Annotated in this window: 10 protein-coding genes and 1 tRNA gene; 7 read left to right on the top strand and 4 right to left on the bottom strand. The window is 37.5% G+C overall.

Annotated features, from left to right (window positions below):
• Nucleotides 1–92 precede the first annotated feature (92 nt).
• Both D1818_RS09105 and D1818_RS09110 read left to right on the top strand, forming a co-directional pair.
• Complete coding sequence (locus D1818_RS09105) at nucleotides 93–1,013, top strand: glycosyltransferase family 2 protein (RefSeq protein ID WP_118458183.1); 921 nt, start codon at nucleotides 93–95, stop codon at nucleotides 1,011–1,013.
• A gap of 53 nt (nucleotides 1,014–1,066) precedes the next feature.
• Nucleotides 1,067–1,753, top strand: a complete 687-nt coding sequence (locus tag D1818_RS09110) for a GNAT family N-acetyltransferase (RefSeq protein ID WP_158597025.1) — start codon at nucleotides 1,067–1,069, stop codon at nucleotides 1,751–1,753.
• Here D1818_RS09110 and D1818_RS09115 read toward each other — a convergent pair.
• Nucleotides 1,746–2,699, bottom strand: coding sequence for a Gfo/Idh/MocA family protein (locus D1818_RS09115; protein ID WP_199726304.1), 954 nt, complete (start codon nucleotides 2,697–2,699; stop codon nucleotides 1,746–1,748). The genes D1818_RS09110 and D1818_RS09115 overlap by 8 nt on opposite strands.
• Before the next feature lie 3 nt (nucleotides 2,700–2,702).
• Nucleotides 2,703–3,278: an acyltransferase gene (locus D1818_RS09120; RefSeq protein WP_118458187.1), complete on the bottom strand. Its 576-nt coding sequence runs from the start codon at nucleotides 3,276–3,278 to the stop codon at nucleotides 2,703–2,705.
• A 288-nt stretch (nucleotides 3,279–3,566) separates the two neighbouring features.
• Between D1818_RS09120 and D1818_RS09125 the strand changes: the two genes are divergently transcribed.
• The gene (locus D1818_RS09125; RefSeq protein WP_118458190.1) at nucleotides 3,567–5,525 is read left to right on the top strand and encodes a tetratricopeptide repeat protein; all 1,959 of its coding nucleotides are present in this window, start codon (nucleotides 3,567–3,569) and stop codon (nucleotides 5,523–5,525) included.
• A 20-nt stretch (nucleotides 5,526–5,545) separates the two neighbouring features.
• Nucleotides 5,546–6,646 (top strand): glycosyltransferase family 2 protein, encoded by a 1,101-nt coding sequence (locus D1818_RS09130; RefSeq protein ID WP_118458192.1) that lies wholly within the window; start codon nucleotides 5,546–5,548, stop codon nucleotides 6,644–6,646.
• 9 nt (nucleotides 6,647–6,655) lie between these two features.
• Here the strand turns inward: D1818_RS09130 and D1818_RS09135 are convergent, their stop codons facing one another.
• A complete protein-coding gene (locus D1818_RS09135; protein WP_118458194.1) occupies nucleotides 6,656–7,591 on the bottom strand; it encodes a lysylphosphatidylglycerol synthase transmembrane domain-containing protein in 936 nt (311 codons plus the stop codon).
• A 180-nt stretch (nucleotides 7,592–7,771) separates the two neighbouring features.
• Nucleotides 7,772–7,844 (bottom strand) — tRNA-Gly (locus D1818_RS09140).
• A gap of 356 nt (nucleotides 7,845–8,200) precedes the next feature.
• Between D1818_RS09140 and D1818_RS25280 the strand changes: the two genes are divergently transcribed.
• From D1818_RS25280 to D1818_RS09155, 3 genes are all read left to right on the top strand, one after another.
• The gene (locus D1818_RS25280; RefSeq protein WP_205487262.1) at nucleotides 8,201–15,436 is read left to right on the top strand and encodes a hypothetical protein; all 7,236 of its coding nucleotides are present in this window, start codon (nucleotides 8,201–8,203) and stop codon (nucleotides 15,434–15,436) included.
• Nucleotides 15,437–15,503: 67 nt separating this feature from the next.
• Nucleotides 15,504–16,592: a hypothetical protein gene (locus D1818_RS25595; RefSeq protein ID WP_199726291.1), complete on the top strand. Its 1,089-nt coding sequence runs from the start codon at nucleotides 15,504–15,506 to the stop codon at nucleotides 16,590–16,592.
• Nucleotides 16,593–16,609: 17 nt separating this feature from the next.
• A complete protein-coding gene (locus D1818_RS09155; RefSeq protein ID WP_118458196.1) occupies nucleotides 16,610–21,751 on the top strand; it encodes an S-layer family protein in 5,142 nt (1,713 codons plus the stop codon).
• Nucleotides 21,752–21,793 lie beyond the last annotated feature (42 nt).

Raw genomic sequence — 21,793 nt, forward strand, 5'->3', positions numbered from 1 at the left:
GAGATACACATTTTATCAATTAGCAATTTACTAAACTCTTCAATTTATTTAGTAATTTTAGAAAATAATCATCCATAAATAAAACGAAATATTTGAAAATATCAATAATAAGCCCTGTCTACAGAGCTCAGAATCTTGTAGTTGAACTTGTAGAACGATTGGAAAATTCTTTATCCCAAATCTTCAATCAATATGAAATCATATTGGTTGAAGATGGGAGTCCTGATAATTCTTGGGAAGAAATTGAAAATATTTGTGTCCAAAATAAAAATGTAAAAGGAATTAAATTAAGTAGAAATTTTGGGCAGCATTATGCAATAACCGCTGGATTAGCTAGTGCTACTGGAGAATGGATTGTTGTAATGGATTGTGATTTACAAGATCAACCCGAAGAAATACCAAAACTATTTAATAAAACCAAAGAAGGATATGATATTGTGTATGCCCAAAGAGAACTAAGGCAAGATGGAGTTTTTAAAAAAATATCATCAAAATTATTTTATAAAACCTTTGGTTATTTAACAGATAGTAAACAAGACCCTTCTATTGCTAACTTTGGAATTTATCATCAAAAAGTAATACAATCCATATTGTCTATGAACGATCATGTACGCTTTTTTCCCACCATGGTTCAATGGGTAGGGTTTAAAAGTGCTAAAATAAATGTAGAACATAGTTCAAGAGCAGAAGGTAAATCTTCTTACTCTTGGAGAAAATTAATTAATTTAGCGATTAATAATATCATTGCTTTTTCTGACAAACCTCTACGACTAACAATCCGGTTAGGGTTAATAATAGCTACACTTTCATTTCTTTCTGGTCTGATATACATTTACAGATATATTAATGGAGAAATTAAAGTACTTGGTTTTGCTAGTATTGTTATTTCTATTTGGTTCTTATCAGGTTTAATAATTTTTATCCTTGGAATCATTGGTATTTATCTAGGAAAAACTTTTGATAAAGTAAAAGAAAGACCAACTTATATTATTTCAAAAAGAATAAATAACTAAAAGTAATTTAATAAGAAATTTACCGGAGCATAGTCTTATTTAGGATGAAACACTTGAATAATAAATTAAACAAAGAGATAGAATTTTTAGAATGGGATTCTAATTTCTTTAACATTCGTGTTGGAAGAGTTTATTCGGATCTAAAAAAAATAGATCTGACTAAAGTTTCTGATTTCGATCTAATATATATTCATTCTAAGATTTTATTAGAAAACACTAGTCTCCATTTATATGATAAAAAAGTTACTTTTGAAAAGAACATAACTTCAATAAAAAAAAACCTCGAAACCTCTTCAATTACGAAATATGATAAAGAACTAACTAAAGAGTTAACTGATTTAGCGATTGCAAGTGGAACATATTCAAGATTCAAATTAGATCCAAACCTTTCTCATCGTTTCGAAGATTTTTTCACTTTATGGATTAAAAACAGCTTAAATGGAAAATTAGCAGATTTCGTTTACGTTTACAAAAAGGAAAATAAAGTTATAGGCTTCATATCATTAAAGAAAAATGATTCTTATTATCAAATAGGCTTAATTGCTACTTCATCACTACATCGAGGTTTAGGAATAGGATCAATTTTGTTACAAAAAGCAGAAGAGATTGCCAAGTCCGAAAAAATTTCTAGAATAATTGTTGTGACTCAGTTAGACAATCAAATTGCTTGTAATTTCTATAAAAAAAATGGATACCAAATAAAATCAACAGAGTACATTTATCACCATTGGTTTAAATAATTCTTTTCGCAAAAGGATGATAATCCTCTTGTAAAGGAGAAATCTCAGCATTTCTAATATCATGTACAATTTGTATCGAGGTTTTAGCATCCAAAAGTCCATATCCTTCACCTTTTAATATTCCTTCATAACTTCTTGTATGTAATTCTGTAAATCCAGTACTAAACTCAATCTCTTCATTATCAATAGTTATAGATCTATATGTTCTCTTACCCTGTGCTTTTATAGCATCGGGAATATTATCATAATTAATAGACAAAAACCATCTTACTCTAGCTTTTTCGAATTCTAAGTACCCTGAAGCGCTATCATTAGTCAACAAATGAACCTTATTACTTTTCACTTCTCCAAAAACCCATGACAACATATCATAAAAATGTACACCAATATTTGTAGCTACACCTCCTGATTTAGAAACATCTCCCTTCCAAGAAGCATGGTACCAATTACCCCTAGAAGTTAAATACGTTAAATCAAAATCGTATACTTTATCTTTTGGTCCATTGTCTACTTTTTCTTTTAAGGCAATAATACTTGGATGTAATCGTAATTGTAAAATAGTATTCACATTTCCTTCAGATTCTTTTTCAATTTCAACCAATGCATCAATATTCCATGGATTCAATACTAGAGGTTTTTCACAGATGGCACTTGCTCCTCTTCTTAATGCCATTCTAATATGAGAATCATGAAGATAATTTGGTGTACAAATACTTACATAATCCAATTGGATATTCCTTCGTCTTTTTAGTTTCTCAATATGTCTATCAAAACGCTCAAACTCGACAAAAAAATGTGACTCAGGAAAATAACTATCAATAATACCTACACTATCAAATTTATCAAGTGCAGCAATCAAATTATTATTTGTATCCTTAATCGCTTTTAAATGTCTAGGAGCTATATAACCTCCAACACCCATAATCGCAAAGTTTTTATTCTCCATATATTATATTTTAAAGACGTTTCCATCAACAAGTTCATATCTTTCATTACTTTCAGTGCAAACAGCGGTATGATTTACATCAAAATCTAGTCTATGCCCATACTCACTCATCCACCCTATTTGCTTTGCAGGATTGCCTACCATTAACGCGTATGGTTTAACTTCTTTAGTTATAACAGCACCGGCACCGACAAAAGCATAGATACCTATATCATTACCACAAACAATAGTAGCATTTGCTCCAATTGTCGCTCCTTTACCTACATGAGTTTTAGCATAACCACCTTTTCTGATGATTGCACTTCTCGGATTGATAATATTAGTAAAAACGCAGGATGGACCTAAAAAAACATCATCATCACAAGTAACCCCAGTATACACAGAAACATTATTCTGAATTTTCACATTATTACCCAAAATTACTTCAGGTGAAATCACAACATTTTGTCCGATATTACAATTTTTACCTATCACAGATCCAGACATAATATGGGAGAAATGCCAGATTTTAGTGGAATTTCCAATTTGACAATCAGAATCAATAACAGCTGTTTCGTGAGCAAAATATTCATTATCCATTGGTACAATTTAATTATTCTTAAAAAAGGGTATTTTGATTTAATCTCTTTATTTAAGATTCTCAAATATAAAATAATTCGTTTTGTTTTATTTCAAAAACTCAATTACATGGATAAAACCTCACCATATCTCAAAAATATTTATTTACATCAATATCTAAAACAACTTAAAACTATTATATTTAACTCCTAAATCTATATATACTCGCTACCAACATTCAATGAAAAAGAATATCAAAATAAAACTTACATATCATTAATACTAATTTTCTAACACTTCAAGATTCATATGCTTAAAGATTTTGCTTCTAGGAAATTTGAGATCTTATTCTTGATATTTATAATTACGTCTACTATAGTAGTGTATTTGGGTCATTTTGATAATCCATTTTTTTTTGATGATAAACATACAATATCCGAGAACGAATCTATCAGAAGTTTAGAAAATTGGAGTGATTTTTTTACGGATGCTGATACCTTTAGCTCATTACCAGCTAATAGAGCTTACAGACCTATGGTAACACTAATGAATGCAATAGACTATTCGATCGCAGGAGGTTTGGATTCAAGGTATTATCATTATCACATCTTTTTTTGGTTTATTGTACTCATAATTCTTGTTTATACATTATCTAAACATCTATATCGAATTTCTTTAATAGATAATAAGTATGCTGGAGTAATTGCTCTTTTTGCAACCGCCTGGTTTGCATTACACACCGCCAATGCGGAAACGATTAATTACATCTGTGCCCGTTCTGACTCATTCTCTACTTTATGTATTGTTGCTTCTCTCCTACTTTACATACATCCTTTTGGTAGAAAGTGGTTTTTATATATTATAACTATGATTATTGGAATCTGGACAAAACAAACTGGAGTCATGTTCTTTCCTATTTTAGGAGTATATATATTATTATTTGAAGAAGATTCATTAGTAACTAACTTTAAAAAAGATACTTCTAAAAATATTATACTAATTGCTAAGAAAATTGCACCTGTTGGAATAATTGCTATATCACTATTTATATTTAATCAATACTTTTTAACTCCATCTTCAACCAATTCTACAAATTATGGAGTTTCAAGGTTCGAGTATTTTAGCACACAATGGTATGTAACGGTTCATTATTTAGCAAACTTCTTGCTACCTATTAATTTAAGTGCGGATCCAGATCTTGCTGTAATAAAACCTTGGTATCACATTAAAAATATCTTTGGATTATTAATCATTATATCCATGTTTACCTTAATGATCAAAACATCTCTTAAAAAGAATCTAAGGCCAATTTCTTTTGGGATAGCATGGTTTTTTATCGCTCTATTGCCCACAGCTATAAACCCTTTGTTTCAAATTGCGAATGATCACAGAACTTTCTTTCCGTATATAGGTCTTTTTGTAGCAATACCGTATGGGATATTTTATCTCTTGAAGAAATATGAATTACTTAAAAAATACAAAAATGTTGTCATCTTGGCATCCGTATTGATTTTCATAGCACACGGAATAGGCACCATAAATAGAACGAAAGTATGGTCCTCCTCAGAAACCTTATGGCTCGATGTTACTCAAAAAAGCCCTAATAATGGAAGAGGTCTTATGAACTATGGACTTACTCATATGGCAAAAGGTAATTATGAGAATGCATTGTTCTATTTTAACAAAGCACTCAAACTTTTACCTAATTACTATGTACTGCATATTAATCTAGGAATACTATATCATTCGATCAATAACGAATCCAAAGCTACAGAACATTTTAAAAAAGCACTTAATCTAAACTCATCTTCTCCAGACCCTGAATACTGTTATGCTATTTTTCTAATTGATAAAAAGAGGTATACCGAAGCTGAAAAATATCTTAACCTAGCCATTCAAAAAAGTCCTAACCATATAAGGTCAAAAGAATTATTAACTGAAATTTCTGGAAAAGCAACTAATTACCAAGAAGAAATAAAAGATCTTGAAAACAATACAAAAGAGATTAATTCTATTGAAAATCACATAGAACTTAGTTTAAAGTATTATGATGCTAAAAATTATAACAAGGCTATAGAAACTTGCAAAGAAATTCTAAAAATTGATCCAAACAATGCAAATGCTTATAATAACTTATGCGCTTCTTATAATCAATTAAAAAAATGGAAATTAGGAGCTGAAGCTTGTAAAAAGGCTTTGGAGATTAGTCCAAATTTTCAATTAGCTAAAAATAACCTGAAATGGGCTACAGATAATATTGACAACTAATACAATTACACAAAAACACAATGCTTAACAATAAAACAATAGCGGTAGTAGTACCTTGCTACAATGAATCTCAGCAAATAATGATGGTTCTTGATAGCATGCCATCATTTGTGGATCGAATTATAGTAGTGGATGATGCATCAAAAGATGACACCGTAGACACGGTTATGAAACATTTAGATAACAACACATCCGACCTTAAGCTAACCTCAAACCTAAAAAATGAGATTGTACCAAACATTTATAATCGTGCGGATATAGAAGTCAGACAAAAAAGTATCGATGAGATCCAAAAGTTCACTCCTTCAGAAATTGTAAACAAAATTCCTGATCAAGAGAAAATTGTCGTAATAAAACACTTAACCAATGGCGGTGTAGGTGCTGCTATCGCCACCGGTTATAAATGGTGCAAAGATCATGATATTGATTGTACTGCGGTAATGGCTGGAGATGGACAAATGGATCCTGATGAGTTAGAATCTATCTGTAAACCAGTGGTTGATGAAGGAATAGATTATGTGAAAGGGAATCGGTTAATTCATAAAAGCGCTTGGGTAATAATACCTAGAGTACGTTTTTTAGGAAATTCAATTCTCAGCATTCTAACAAAAGTTGCTTCGGGATATTGGGGAGTATCCGATACCCAAAGTGGATACACAGCCATATCCAATAACGCACTAAATTCCGTTCCGTTATATGATATTTATAAAAGATATGGAATGCCTAATGATTTATTAGTAAAACTAAACATAGCGTTTTGTACTATTCGAGAAGTAAAAATAAAACCAATATATGGCGTAGGAGAAAAATCAAAACTAAATATTATCAAAGTTTCTCTTCCTATTTTATTTTTATTAATTCGATGCTTTTTCACAAGACTCCAAACAAAATATTTATATCGTAGTTTTCATCCTCTATATTTATTGTATTGGGTAGCATTTATTATTGGTATTATAAATAGTTATTTTCTATATCAGTTAATTGCTAACTTTTTCATACCAAATTCGAAAACACCAACAGATTACCTAATCATATTTATTTTCCTAACAATATCAGGCTTCCAGTCTTTACTATTTGCAATGTGGATGGATATCCAGGATAATGAAAGGCTATCAAAATAATAATAAATGCTATTTTATTTGTTTTAAATCCTTTAACCTTATTGGAGAAAGATAAAACCAAATAGCTCCAGGAATAAAAGAAATAAGTTGGAGTAGAAAAATAATCAAGGATAATGCAATAGCATCTTCAGCTGGCAGCTTGTACAATTGAAAAATTACAACAAGAGATGTTTCTCGTACCCCTATTCCTAATACAGTAATTGGAAGTAATGTTAATATTCCTAAAATAAAAGTCCCCAGAAATAACCCCAAATGATCAATCTCAATTCCCATTGCCCAAGCCATATAATTAAAAACGCCATAAATTAACACCATACTAAAACAAGTAATTACAAAACCTTGACCACTTTTAAACCATCCTAAATCGTGTGAATTAAATGCTTCCAACCAAGGCTTAATAATTTTTGTAAACCTCTTTCTATATCTAAAAAGAATTAAAAGGAATACTACCCCTCCTAATAAACAAAAAACAATTCCTATATATTCTTTGGGTAGTTTTAAAATATAAAAACTAAACTGATAATAAATAATAGCTGCGAAACTAAAAAGTAACAAACAAATTAAATCAAAAAGACGATCCATAATTAGACTGGACCATCCAATTTTCTGTGTAGGCAAATCATCCTTAATATAAATTAGTCTTCCAAAATCTCCCAAACGTCCCGGTGTAATATTAGCCAAAAAAAGACCTATAAAAAAAACTTTTAAAGCTTTATATTTTCCCAATGGAATTCCATAAGAATTGGAGATAATTTTCCATCTTACACTTTTTAAATAAAAAGCGATCCACAAAATTAATACTCCAATAAGTATATGAAAAAAAGAAACTTTCTTCATTGAATCCAAAGTTTCTTCCCACCCCACTTTATGAATAAGATAAGAAAGCAAGATGATTCCAACGAATTTTAACCAAAAGCTAATATTTAGAAAACTTTTATTACCCATAAATAAAACAATAACTATTAAAAGCCAAAATAACGAATGTAAGTATTACTGTGCAAAAAATCCGTTCTAACTATAAAAACCAACAACACAACTTAAAATTAACTCAAGAAAGAAACATTAAAAATTCTCATACTCTGAGGAAGATAAACTAAAAAGCCTCATCTTGAAGATGAGGCTTTGAGCGGGAGACCGGGTTCGAACCGGCGACATTCAGCTTGGAAGGCTGACGCTCTACCAACTGAGCTACTCCCGCCTTAACTGATGGCAAATGTATTAGATTTCTTCAAAAATAAAAATAAAAACAAAATTATTTTTAAGATATTTATTTACATATTATAGGCTTTAACATTAAATAAAACAGCTATTTCAGCTGATTAACAATAACTTAATTTAACATCAAAATTTTAAAAAAAATGTGTTTTATCGAAAAAAAATGCTTTTAATCGGATAAAACATGTATTTTTGTAGTTAAGAAAATATTAATATATTAGCAACTTATCTATATTTACTTAGATAAGCGGTTAATTTTGTTCAATTAAACAGAGTTACGTGATAACCCCAATTAAAAAGAGGTAAAACTCTTTTTTAAAAAGAAATTTCCTACAGCCTATGAAGGTAAAATTACTTCTTTTTATATTTATGCTTTCGTCTTTTGCCCATGTATTTGCTCAGGTAAAAGTTGGTGACAATCCCGATCAAATAGATGATTCATCTATATTGGAATTAGAAAGTGTTGACAAAGCTTTTGTTTTAACACGGGTTACTACCTCACAGATGAATGCAATCACTCCATTGAATGGAGCTTTAGTATATAATACTGATGATAGCTGTATTTTCCAATACAACAATAATAGCTGGACAAGCCTCTGTTCAGGTAACGACAATCAAGTATTAACATTTAATTCTACTACCAATATACTAACTTTGGAAAATGGAGGATCTGTTGATTTAACTTCTTTAATTAATGATCCAGACCCAGATCCTACTAACGAAATACAAATACTAAGTCAAAGTGGAAACACCATATCTCTATCAAATGGAGGTGGAAGTGTTACTGAAACGATATCTACACTTATTGATAATGGTGATGGCACTTTTACTTATACAGCTGAAGATGGCACAATCACTAATATAGGAGCTATAGGCGTTCCTGGACCTACCGGGCCAACGGGTTTCACAGGGAGAACTGGGTTCACTGGTGCGACTGGAAGAACTGGATTTACAGGGAGAACTGGATTCACTGGAACTACTGGAAGAACAGGATTTACAGGTAGAACTGGGTTCACTGGAGCTACCGGAAGAACAGGATTTACAGGGAGAACAGGATTTACAGGGAGAACAGGATTCACTGGTGCTACTGGAAGAACAGGATTCACAGGTAGAACTGGGTTCACTGGAGCGACTGGAAGAACAGGATTTACAGGTAGAACTGGGTTCACTGGTGCTACCGGAAGAACAGGATTTACAGGGAGAACAGGATTCACTGGAGCTACCGGAAGAACAGGATTTACGGGGAGAACAGGATTCACTGGAGCTACTGGAAGAACAGGATTTACAGGGAGAACAGGATTCACTGGAGCTACCGGAAGAACAGGATTTACGGGGAGAACAGGATTCACTGGTAGAACAGGATTTACAGGTAGAATAGGGTTCACTGGAGCTACTGGAAGAACAGGATTTACAGGTAGAACTGGATTCACTGGAGCTACTGGAAGAACAGGATTTACAGGGAGAACCGGATTCACTGGGGCTACTGGAAGAACAGGATTTACAGGGAGAACAGGATTTACGGGTAGAACTGGATTCACTGGAGCTACTGGAAGAACAGGATTTACAGGTAGAACAGGATTCACTGGAGCGACTGGAAGAACAGGATTTACAGGTAGAACAGGGTTCACTGGGGCTACTGGAAGAACAGGATTTACAGGGAGAACAGGATTCACTGGAGCTACTGGAAGAACAGGATTTACGGGTAGAACTGGATTCACTGGGGCTACTGGAAGAACAGGATTTACAGGGAGAACAGGATTCACTGGAGCTACTGGAAGAACAGGATTTACGGGTAGAACTGGATTCACTGGGGCGACTGGACGTACAGGATTTACGGGTAGAACGGGATTCACTGGGGCTACTGGAAGAACAGGATTTACAGGTAGAACAGGGTTCACTGGAGCTACCGGAAGAACAGGATTTACAGGTAGAACTGGGTTCACTGGAGCTACTGGAAGAACAGGATTTACAGGGAGAACTGGGTTCACTGGTGCTACTGGAAGAACAGGATTTACAGGTAGAACAGGATTCACTGGAGCTACCGGAAGAACAGGATTTACGGGTAGAACTGGATTCACTGGAGCTACTGGAAGAACAGGATTTACAGGTAGAACAGGATTCACTGGGGCTACCGGAAGAACAGGATTTACAGGGAGAACAGGATTCACTGGGGCTACCGGAAGAACAGGATTTACAGGGAGAACAGGATTCACTGGAGCTACCGGAAGAACAGGATTTACGGGTAGAACAGGATTCACTGGTGCTACTGGAAGAACAGGATTCACAGGTAGAACAGGATTCACTGGTGCTACTGGAAGAACAGGATTTACGGGTAGAACAGGATTCACTGGAGCTACTGGAAGAACAGGATTTACAGGTAGAACAGGATTCACTGGGGCTACTGGAAGAACAGGATTTACAGGGAGAACTGGATTCACTGGAACTACTGGAAGAACAGGATTTACGGGTAGAACAGGATTCACTGGGGCTACCGGAAGAACAGGATTTACAGGGAGAACTGGATTCACTGGGGCTACCGGAAGAACAGGATTTACAGGGAGAACAGGATTCACTGGGGCTACTGGAAGAACAGGATTCACTGGAGCTACTGGAAGAACAGGATTTACGGGTAGAACTGGATTCACTGGAGCTACTGGAAGAACAGGATTTACAGGTAGAACTGGGTTCACTGGTGCTACCGGAAGAACAGGATTTACAGGTAGAACTGGGTTCACTGGAGCTACCGGAAGAACAGGATTTACGGGTAGAACTGGGTTCACTGGAGCTACTGGAAGAACAGGATTTACAGGTAGAACAGGATTCACTGGAGCTACCGGACGTACAGGATTTACGGGTAGAACTGGATTCACGGGAGCTACCGGAAGAACAGGATTTACAGGGAGAACTGGATTCACTGGAGCTACCGGACGTACAGGATTTACAGGGAGAACTGGATTCACGGGAGCTACCGGAAGAACAGGATTTACAGGGAGAACTGGATTCACTGGAACTACTGGAAGAACAGGATTTACGGGTAGAACAGGATTCACGGGAGCTACCGGAAGAACAGGATTTACAGGGAGAACAGGATTCACTGGGGCTACTGGAAGAACAGGATTCACTGGAGCTACTGGAAGAACAGGATTTACGGGTAGAACTGGATTCACTGGAGCTACTGGAAGAACAGGATTTACAGGTAGAACTGGGTTCACTGGTGCTACCGGAAGAACAGGATTTACAGGGAGAACTGGGTTCACTGGAGCTACCGGAAGAACAGGATTTACGGGTAGAACTGGGTTCACTGGAGCTACTGGAAGAACAGGATTTACAGGTAGAACAGGATTCACTGGAGCTACCGGACGTACAGGATTTACGGGTAGAACTGGATTCACGGGAGCTACCGGAAGAATAGGATTTACAGGGAGAACTGGATTCACTGGAGCTACCGGACGTACAGGATTTACAGGGAGAACTGGGTTCACTGGTGCTACTGGACGTACAGGATTTACGGGTAGAACTGGGTTCACTGGAGCTACTGGACGTACAGGATTTACGGGTAGAACTGGGTTCACTGGAGCGACTGGACGTACAGGATTTACGGGTAGAACTGGGTTCACTGGAGCTACTGGAAGAACAGGATTCACAGGTAGAACAGGATTCACTGGTGCTACCGGAAGAACAGGATTCACAGGTAGAACTGGGTTCACTGGAGCTACTGGAAGAACAGGATTCACAGGTAGAACTGGATTCACTGGAGCGACTGGAAGAACAGGATTTACAGGGAGAACTGGATTCACTGGAGCGACTGGAAGAACAGGATTTACAGGGAGAACTGGATTCACTGGAGCGACTGGAAGAACAGGATTTACAGGGAGAACTGGATTCACGGGAGCTACTGGAAGAACAGGGTTCACAGGTAGAACTGGATTCACTGGTGCTACCGGACGTACAGGATTCACAGGTAGAACCGGATTCACTGGAGCTACTGGACGTACAGGATTTACGGGTAGAACTGGGTTCACTGGTGCTACTGGACGTACAGGATTTACGGGTAGAACTGGGTTCACTGGAGCTACTGGACGTACAGGATTTACGGGTAGAACTGGGTTCACTGGAGCTACTGGACGTACAGGATTTACGGGTAGAACTGGGTTCACTGGAGCTACTGGAAGAACAGGATTCACAGGTAGAACAGGATTCACTGGTGCTACCGGAAGAACAGGATTCACAGGTAGAACTGGGTTCACTGGAGCTACTGGAAGAACAGGATTCACAGGTAGAACAGGATTCACTGGTAATACTGGAAGAACAGGATTTACAGGTAGAACAGGATTCACTGGAGCTACTGGAAGAACAGGATTTACAGGTAGAACAGGATTCACTGGAGCTACCGGACGTACAGGATTTACGGGTAGAACTGGATTCACGGGAGCTACCGGAAGAACAGGATTTACGGGTAGAACTGGATTCACTGGAGCGACTGGAAGAACAGGATTTACAGGGAGAACAGGTTTCACTGGAGCTACTGGAAGAACAGGATTTACAGGTAGAACAGGATTCACTGGAGCTACCGGACGTACAGGATTTACGGGTAGAACAGGATTCACTGGAGCTACCGGACGTACAGGATTTACGGGTAGAACTGGATTCACTGGGGCTACTGGACGTACAGGATTTACGGGTAGAACAGGATTCACTGGAGCTACTGGAAGAACAGGATTTACAGGGAGAACTGGGTTCACTGGAGCTACTGGAAGAACAGGATTTACAGGTAGAACTGGGTTCACTGGTGCTACCGGAAGAACAGGATTTACGGGTAGAACTGGATTCACTGGGGCTACTGGACGTACAGGATTTACGGGTAGAACTGGATTCACTGGAGCGACTGGAAGAACAGGATTTACAGGGAGAACTGGATTCACGGGAGCTACTGGAAGAACAGGGTTCACAGGTAGAACTGGATTCACTGGTGCTACCGGACGTACAGGATTCACAGGTAGAACCGGATTCACTGGTGCTACCGGAAGAACAGGATTTACAGGTAGAACAGGATTCACCGGAGCTACTGGAAGAACAGGATTTACGGGTAGAACTGGATTCACTGGCGCTACCGGAAGAACAGGATTTACAGGTAGAACAGGTTTCACTGGAGCTACTGGAAGAACAGGGTTTACGGGTAGAACTGGATTCACTGGAGCTACTGGACGTACAGGATTTACGGGTAGAACTGGGTTCACTGGGGCTACTGGAAGAACAGGATTTACGGGTAGAACTGGGGTCACTGGAGCTACTGGAAGAACAGGATTTACAGGTAGAACAGGATTCACTGGAGCTACTGGAAGAACAGGGTTCACAGGTAGAACTGGATTCACTGGTGCTACCGGACGTACAGGATTCACAGGTAGAACCGGATTCACTGGAGCTACCGGACGTACAGGGTTTACAGGGAGAACAGGATTCACTGGTGCTACTGGACGTACAGGATTTACGGGTAGAACTGGGTTCACTGGAGCTACTGGACGTACAGGATTTACAGGGAGAACAGGATTCACTGGGGCTACCGGAAGAACAGGATTTACAGGGAGAACAGGATTCACTGGGGCTACTGGAAGAACAGGATTTACGGGTAGAACTGGATTCACTGGAGCTACTGGACGTACAGGATTCACTGGGGCTACCGGAAGAACAGGATTTACAGGGAGAACAGGATTCACTGGAGCTACTGGAAGAACTGGATTTACAGGGAGAACAGGATTCACTGGTGCTACTGGAAGAACAGGATTTACAGGGAGAACAGGATTCACTGGAGCTACCGGAAGAACAGGATTTACAGGTAGAACTGGATTCACTGGAGCTACTGGAAGAACAGGATTTACAGGGAGAACCGGATTCACTGGAGCTACTGGACGTACAGGATTTACAGGGAGAACAGGATTCACTGGAGCTACTGGAAGAACAGGATTTACGGGTAGAACTGGATTCACTGGAGCTACTGGAAGAACAGGATTTACAGGGAGAACAGGATTCACTGGAGCTACTGGAAGAACAGGATTTACGGGTAGAACTGGATTCACTGGGGCGACTGGACGTACAGGATTTACAGGGAGAACAGGATTCACTGGAGCTACTGGAAGAACAGGATTTACGGGTAGAACTGGATTCACTGGGGCGACTGGACGTACAGGATTTACGGGTAGAACGGGATTCACTGGGGCTACTGGAAGAACAGGATTTACAGGTAGAACAGGGTTCACTGGAGCTACCGGAAGAACAGGATTTACAGGGAGAACTGGATTCACTGGAGCTACTGGAAGAACAGGATTCACAGGGAGAACTGGATTCACTGGAGCTACCGGAAGAACAGGATTTACGGGTAGAACAGGTTTCACTGGAGCTACTGGAAGAACAGGATTTACGGGTAGAACAGGTTTCACTGGAGCTACTGGAAGAACAGGATTTACAGGTAGAACAGGATTCACTGGGGCTACCGGAAGAACAGGATTTACAGGGAGAACAGGATTCACTGGGGCTACCGGAAGAACAGGATTTACAGGGAGAACAGGATTCACTGGAGCTACTGGAAGAACAGGATTTACAGGTAGAACTGGGTTCACTGGGGCTACTGGAAGAACAGGATTTACAGGGAGAACTGGGTTCACTGGAGCTACCGGAAGAACAGGTTTCACAGGGAGAACAGGATTCACTGGGGCTACCGGAAGAACAGGATTTACAGGGGCTACTGGAAATCAAGGACCTAACACATTTGAATATAATTTCAACACTTCAACTTCAGGAAATGTAATTGCAGGTGAATATCGATTTGACTCTGCTAATTATAATACCACAACTCAAATAGTTATTCATCCTGATGATTTAAATGGCATAACAACCGATGCTTTTATACAAAATTTAGAAACAAACTCTGCTATATTAGTTAGGGATCCAGCTAATCTATCGAATTTTGTTACTTATACTGTAGATTCATTACCTACATTTAATGGAACTAATTGGGAGATTGATGTTACTTTCGAAGATGTAACTACTGGCTTACCATTACCAGGCAGTGGAGATACTAGATATATCAACTTTACTCCTGCTGGAGCACCAGGAGACCCGTCCACAGACAATCAAAATGCATCTGAAGTTCCATTAAGTCCTAACATAGATGTAGATAATGATGGTACAGATGAGACGAATGTTCAAGAAGCGTTAACAGATCTAGCCGCCTTACCTAAGATATGGGCAGCAGGTAGACATGGAGCTGATGAATTAAGTGGGACCGCTTCTAAATCAGTTTATAATGCAACCATTACTCGTGTAAGTCAAGGATTGTTTGATATTACGTTCCCTGATATTGGAAGCACTAATTACATTATACAGATAACACCTGAAGATTGTGGTGGTAACTGCCCCGATAACGGAGGAGCTGGCTACGATGATCCTACTGTTGGATATATCGCTTCTACTATTTCCTCAACTGGATTTAGAATAAGAGCAGGGGATAATGATAATGGTACTACGAACTTAGACTTAGCCGATCTAGGGTTTATGTTTACAGTCATTAGATTACCTTAATTAAAAAGTATTTTATTGTAGTTATTAATTTAAAAAGCCAATAGATCAAATTTTTCAAAATCAGGATATGAAAAAAATATTTTGTTATTTATTATTTATTTTTTGTATATCTAATTTAGATGCACAAATTGATGCTGGTAATTTACTAGGTCTTCCGGCGGCTACAGATTTTACAGAAATCAATGGGATAGTAGGTCCACAAATAGGAGCAATAGTATATAATCTTGATGATGATCAAGTATACCGTTTTACTAGTACCGGATGGCAAGTTATTAATGGTGAGAATATATATAGCGTTGATGGAACTCTTACAGGGAATAGAACGGTTGACATGGTTGGAAATCAGTTAAATTTTGATAGCGATGCTGATAGTGGATCCACACTAACCCTTAGAAGAACTAATAACGCTAACCAGATTGGCATTGCATTTAGAAATTCAGGGAATGCCTACCCCACCACTATTTCGTTGGGTACTACAACCAGTGGAAACTCTAATGGTTTAGATTTTTATGCCGGAGGTAATGTTTCAGTTGCAAACACGCTAACTAAAACTCTTGCACTTCAAAATAACAATCAAATCCAATTTTCTCAGTACGGATCGGATACTTTCTTAAATAACACTCCATTCAGATTTTTGGGAGTTGAAACAGATGGCGATGTAGTTGAAGTTAATCCAACAACCATAGGGACAGATGATCAAAACGCTTCTGAAGTTCCCTTAGTAACAAATATTGATGTAAATGGAGTCTCTACGGATCCATCTCCAGCTGATGAAACAAACGTGGAAGAAGCTATTCAAGCAATTGCCCCGATAACATCTAAAGCAGGAAGAGTGTTTTATCCTCCATCTATTCAGATTGATGCTTCTACAAATGGTACTTTTTCAATCAATTTATATAATGAATATGTTGCCCAGCATACGGGAGCAGGAATTATAAGATCAGAAACAAATGGAAGTCCAGCACCGGGAGGAACAGCTGCTCCTGATATACCGATTTATAACGCTGACGAGCTTTATTATTATGTAACCTTTGCAGACCCAACAGTATTTGATAATATAAGGATTGATGGAGATACTGGCGAAATGACCTTTGACATTGTTGGACGACCCATCGATTTTAATTCATTAATCAATGTAGTATTTGTAGTAAAATAATTTAGCAGATTAGTCCAATGAAACTAACAAACCACATACACTTTCTGCTTTTAGTATTGCTAATGGTTTCACCAAATATTAAAGTGTTTGGTCAGGATACATTTTTGGATAATTTTAGTCCAGCCAATTATACTGGAAATGATGGAACACAAAATTGGAATGGAGGTTGGACAGAAAATGATTTTGGTACTGCCAATTCTCCTACTACTGGGAGGATACAAATTGACAATAATAGATTAAGATTCAGAAATTTTGATTCACAATTTAACCTATTTATTCTAAGAGATGTAGACTTATCTGCATATTCTGCTGCTGTATTAACATTTGATTATGACAGATCAAGTGGTGGAGATGAAAGCGTTGGAGCTTTCTTTCTTAATACAGCCACTGGATTTTATGATTTTGCCATTGGGACTCCAACCAGTGGAGGAAATACTGGAAGTCTAAGCTTTACTATTCCTGCAGCTTATATTAATGCAAGTTCATCATTACTTTTCTTTTCTAATAGTGGAAATTGGGGTGGTACCGAAACGGTTTTTATTGATAATGTTCTTATTACGGCAACCGGATCTACTCCAGAGATATCCATTGACGATGTAACAGTCAATGAAGATGCTGGAACATTAGATTTTACAGTTACACATACTGGTGGAACTACTTCAGGAAGTTTTACTATAGATTATAGTGCAACCAATATATCAACTGTGGGAGCAGATTTTAATGGTAGTACATCAGGTACTATTACATTTACTGGAACAAGCTTAGGTACCCAAACCATTTCTATTCCTATCTTGGATGATACACTAGCTGAACCTGCGGAAACTTTTTCAGTAAATCTAAGCAACCCAAGTGATGGCTCGGTATCCATAACAGACTCTCAGGGAATTGGAACAATTAATGCCAGTGATGCTATATCCATAACTATCAATGATGTTTCGGTTAATGAAGCGGCTGGTACGGCTACTTTTACAGTCACCTCATCCGGAGGTTCTTTGACAGGGGGATATTCCATTGATTATGCCACGGCAGATAATACTGCAACCACAGCCGGTAATGACTACACTAGTACTTCCTCTCCTCCTTCCCTAACCTTCGCAGGAACTCTTGGAGAAACTCAAACAATTACTGTACCTATTCTGGATGATACTATTTTTGAAGGAGATGAAACATATTTTGTAAATCTAAATAATTCAAGCAACCCTCTGGTCACAATAACTGACATTCAAGGAATAGGAACAATAGAAGACAATGAAGCTGGAGTCAGTATCAATGATATATCTGTTAATGAAAACGCGGGTAATGCAACTTTTACTGTTACTCTAACAGGAATCATACCAGGTGGCTTTACTTTAGAATATGCCACAGCTGATGCCTCTGCCACAGACCCTGAGGATTACGCAGGAACTACAAGTCCTAACCCTATTTTGACATTTACGGGAACTGATGGAGAAACTCAAACTATAACTATTCAAATAATAGATGACACAGATTTAGAAGGTAATGAAACTTTTTTCGTTAACCTGAGCAACGCAAATAGTGTTTTAGTCAACGTCACTGATTCGCAAGGGATAGGAACAATAATTGATGACGAACTTCCCTTTATTATCACGGACACAATTACAGATAACACCTGTAGCGGGATTTTTGTGGATAGCGGTTCAATTAATGGTCTCTACAGTAATAATGAATCAATTACCTATACCTTATGCCCGGACACTCCCGGTAGTTCGGTTGTGTTAAATTTCACTTCGTTTGACGTAGAAAACACCTTTGATTTTTTACAAGTGTATGAAGGAACAACAACGACAACTTTAATAGATAGTTATAACAATGGTAATATACCAACCACCATAATATCTTCTGACCCTTCGGGCTGTTTAACGTTTATTTTTTCCTCTGATGGTTCTGTAGTAGGAAATGGGTGGCAAGCAAATATATCTTGTACTAATGCTGGAAATAGTTTGGTTACATTGAATGATATAACTGTAAACGAAAATGCAGGAACAGCGACATTTACAGCTACTTTTTCCGGAGGTAGCATTCCAGGTGGATTTAGCGTAGATTATACAACTATCGATGATACTGCTTATGCAGATTCTGATTTCGTTTCTACTTCTGGAACCTTAAATTTTTCAGGAACACCAGGAGAGACACAAACTATTACAGTTCCTATCATAAATAATATTTTTGCTGAAAATACAGAGACCTTTTTCTTAAATTTAAATAATCCCTCTACAACAGTAGGATTAATTAGTGGAATTGGAACTATATTAGATGATGGAGACCCTGCTTTAGGTAATGATGTGCCACTTACGCTCTTTGATGACTTTAATGGATACTATGATTATGCATTAACTGCAGGAACTCTTAGAACAGCTGATGAAGGAGTAGATCCGTGTGCAATTACTACTACTTCTTCTAATACGCTTACGACACCTATACTTGCCGGTTCTACAATCGAAAAGGCATATTTAACCTGGGGACATTCTGGTCTGGCAGCGGATGATGTAGTTACGTTCCAAGGACAATCCGTTACTGCTGACGTGGTCAATACAGCATTTGGCTTTTATTATGGAATGGTGAGTGATGTTACCTCTATAATTAATAGTCTTCCTGACCCTTCTGGAGCTACATATACTTTTACAGACCTGGTAATTGATAACGGTCCATCTTATTGTGGTTCTGTAGTTTTTGGAGGATGGTCTTTATATATATTCTACACGAATCCTTCTTTACCTGCGGTTAGTATTAACATGTATAATGGTTTTGATGCCCAAGGAGGTGGAACAACAATAGAAACATCAAGTTATACTCTTGATGGCTTCTTTGCTATTGGTTCTACAGGTTCTAAAACCTCTGTATTATCTTGGGAAGGAGATCCTACTAGAACAGGAAATGAAATTATATCTGTAACTACAGGTTCAGGAACTACCAACTTAACAGGAGATGGTAACAATTCACCTGCTCTAGCCAATGTTTTTAATTCTACGATATATGATGACACCGCAAGCCCGGTCATCAACGATTCATCCTTATTTGGTTTTGACTTAGATACCTATAATATATCATCACTTATTGCTCAAGGTGAAACTACAGCAACAACAAATATCCAAACGCAAGGTGATTTTTTAATCCTAAATTCTGTATTACTAAAAGTACCGAGTAATTTAATGACAGGTACTGTTTTTGAAGACATTAATTATCCAGGAGGTGCAGGTAGAGACCTAGCATCATCTTCTGGTGTAGGAATAGAAGGAGTCATTGTAGAGTTATATGATAATACAGGTACTTTTGTAGATTCTGATGTTACTGATGTAAATGGAGATTATAATATTGGTGGTATGGCCAATGGCACGTACACGCTACGTGTGGTAAATAATACTGTAAGGTCAACCAGAGGAGGTGGAGCTGCATGTACAACCTGTTTGCCTATCCAGACATTTAGATCAGATTATACAGCCAGTACTTTGGGAACCATAACCAATGAAATTGGTGGTGCTAACCCTGCAGGTGAAGATGACGCTGCTGGAACACTTACCGCCAATGCACAAACAATTTCTACAATCACAATAACGAATGAAGGAGCCGTTGATATAGATTTTGGCTTTAACTTTAATACCATCGTAAATACTAATGGAGATGGGCAGGGCTCATTAGACCAATTTATTATAAATTCTAATAATCTCGATGAAACGGGATTAGACATTGAAGTACATCCAAATGATGCTGTACTTAATCCTTTGGCTGGAGAAGATACTTCAATATTTAATATACCAATCACTGATCTCGGATATATTTCTGCTGATGGATATTTTGATATCATCCTTGATTCTGGGAATTTACCTATTATTGCTTCTAATAACACCAAAATTGATGGACGAACTCAAACAGCTTTTTCTGGAGATACTAATACAGGTACTGTGGGATCTGGAAGTACAGCGGTCGGAACCACCGCTACCCTCCTCCCTGATTACAATAGGCCAGAAATTCAGGTGAGAAGTGATTTTGGAGATGTTTTTATAATACAAGCTAATGATATAGGCATCAGAAACATAGCTGTTTATGGTGGTAATAGAAGATCAATTCGACAAGATTCAGGAACAGGAAATCTTATCTTGGAGAATTTCTTAGGTGTAAATGCTCTAGGAGTTAGAGGTGTTGTTGGCGTAGGAAGTTATAGCGATGATGGTTTCGAAATTAATGGAGGAACAGCTGTTATCGATAGCAATTATATCTCTGAAAATACAGATTTCGGAATCTCCGTAAATGGAGGTACTTCAACACTTATTCAAAACAATCACATTACTAATAACGGCTTTAGAGCCTGTGAATATAATATCAGGATAAATAATGGTAGCGGAGTTACTATACAAAACAACCTTATTGATAGTTCAGCTTCAACTGGAATTTTTGATAATCAAGGTAATGTAACGATAACAGAAAACACAATAACTACAGCAGGTAGTAATACTGGTTGTGCACAACTTAGCGGTATCAATTTAGCACAAAATAATTCGTCAGTTACCAATAACATTATTAATGCTAATGCAGGGTCTGGTATTGCTTTGACTGGTGGTACAACCTCAGGAAATCTAATTTCGCAAAACTCTATTTATGCAAATGGAACGTTTGCAGATGCTCTTGGTATTGATATTTCGGATGATGGAGTTACCATTAATGATACTGGTGATGCGGATACAGGCCCTAACGGAAGTTTTAACTTTCCAGTTTTTGAATCTGCATCCATCTCAGGAACTAATTTAAAGTTAGTGGGATGGGCACGTCCCGGAGCAATTATTGAGGTTTTTATAAGTGATATTAGTCTGGGCGCTACCATTGGAGACAATACAGTGGGTGCTGGCATTACACAAGATTATGGTGAAGGACAGACCTATCTTGGAACAATTACAGAAGGAAGTGGCACTGATACTGATGGGACTAGCACACTATATAGCGATGTTGATGGAAATACTGATACTACGAATAGATTTAATATAACATTATCACTCAGCTCCTCCATTCCTTTAGGGAGCCTAATTACAGCAACAGCAACCGAAGCAAGTACTAATTCCACTTCAGAATTTGGAAGTACATTTACCGTTAGGGCAGGGACAGTTATTACCAATAGAAGAATCACATATAGGGTTAAGCCAAACTAAACTTATAGAACAAAAAAATAATATTATATTTAGCTAACCAAA

The sequence above is a fragment of the Aquimarina sp. BL5 genome, assembly GCF_003443675.1.
Classification (GTDB): Bacteria; Bacteroidota; Bacteroidia; order Flavobacteriales; family Flavobacteriaceae; genus Aquimarina.

Bases quoted from the DNA above. Each gene is read 5' to 3' on its own strand.
- D1818_RS09115 (WP_199726304.1), bottom strand. From the start codon at position 2,699: ATGGAGAATAAAAACTTTGCGATTATGGGTGTTGGAGGTTATATAGCT.
- D1818_RS09120 (WP_118458187.1), bottom strand. From the start codon at position 3,278: ATGGATAATGAATATTTTGCTCACGAAACAGCTGTTATTGATTCTGAT.
- D1818_RS09125 (WP_118458190.1), top strand. From the start codon at position 3,567: ATGCTTAAAGATTTTGCTTCTAGGAAATTTGAGATCTTATTCTTGATA.
- D1818_RS09130 (WP_118458192.1), top strand. From the start codon at position 5,546: ATGCTTAACAATAAAACAATAGCGGTAGTAGTACCTTGCTACAATGAA.
- D1818_RS09135 (WP_118458194.1), bottom strand. From the start codon at position 7,591: ATGGGTAATAAAAGTTTTCTAAATATTAGCTTTTGGTTAAAATTCGTT.
- D1818_RS25280 (WP_205487262.1), top strand. From the start codon at position 8,201: ATGAAGGTAAAATTACTTCTTTTTATATTTATGCTTTCGTCTTTTGCC.
- D1818_RS25595 (WP_199726291.1), top strand. From the start codon at position 15,504: ATGAAAAAAATATTTTGTTATTTATTATTTATTTTTTGTATATCTAAT.
- D1818_RS09155 (WP_118458196.1), top strand. From the start codon at position 16,610: ATGAAACTAACAAACCACATACACTTTCTGCTTTTAGTATTGCTAATG.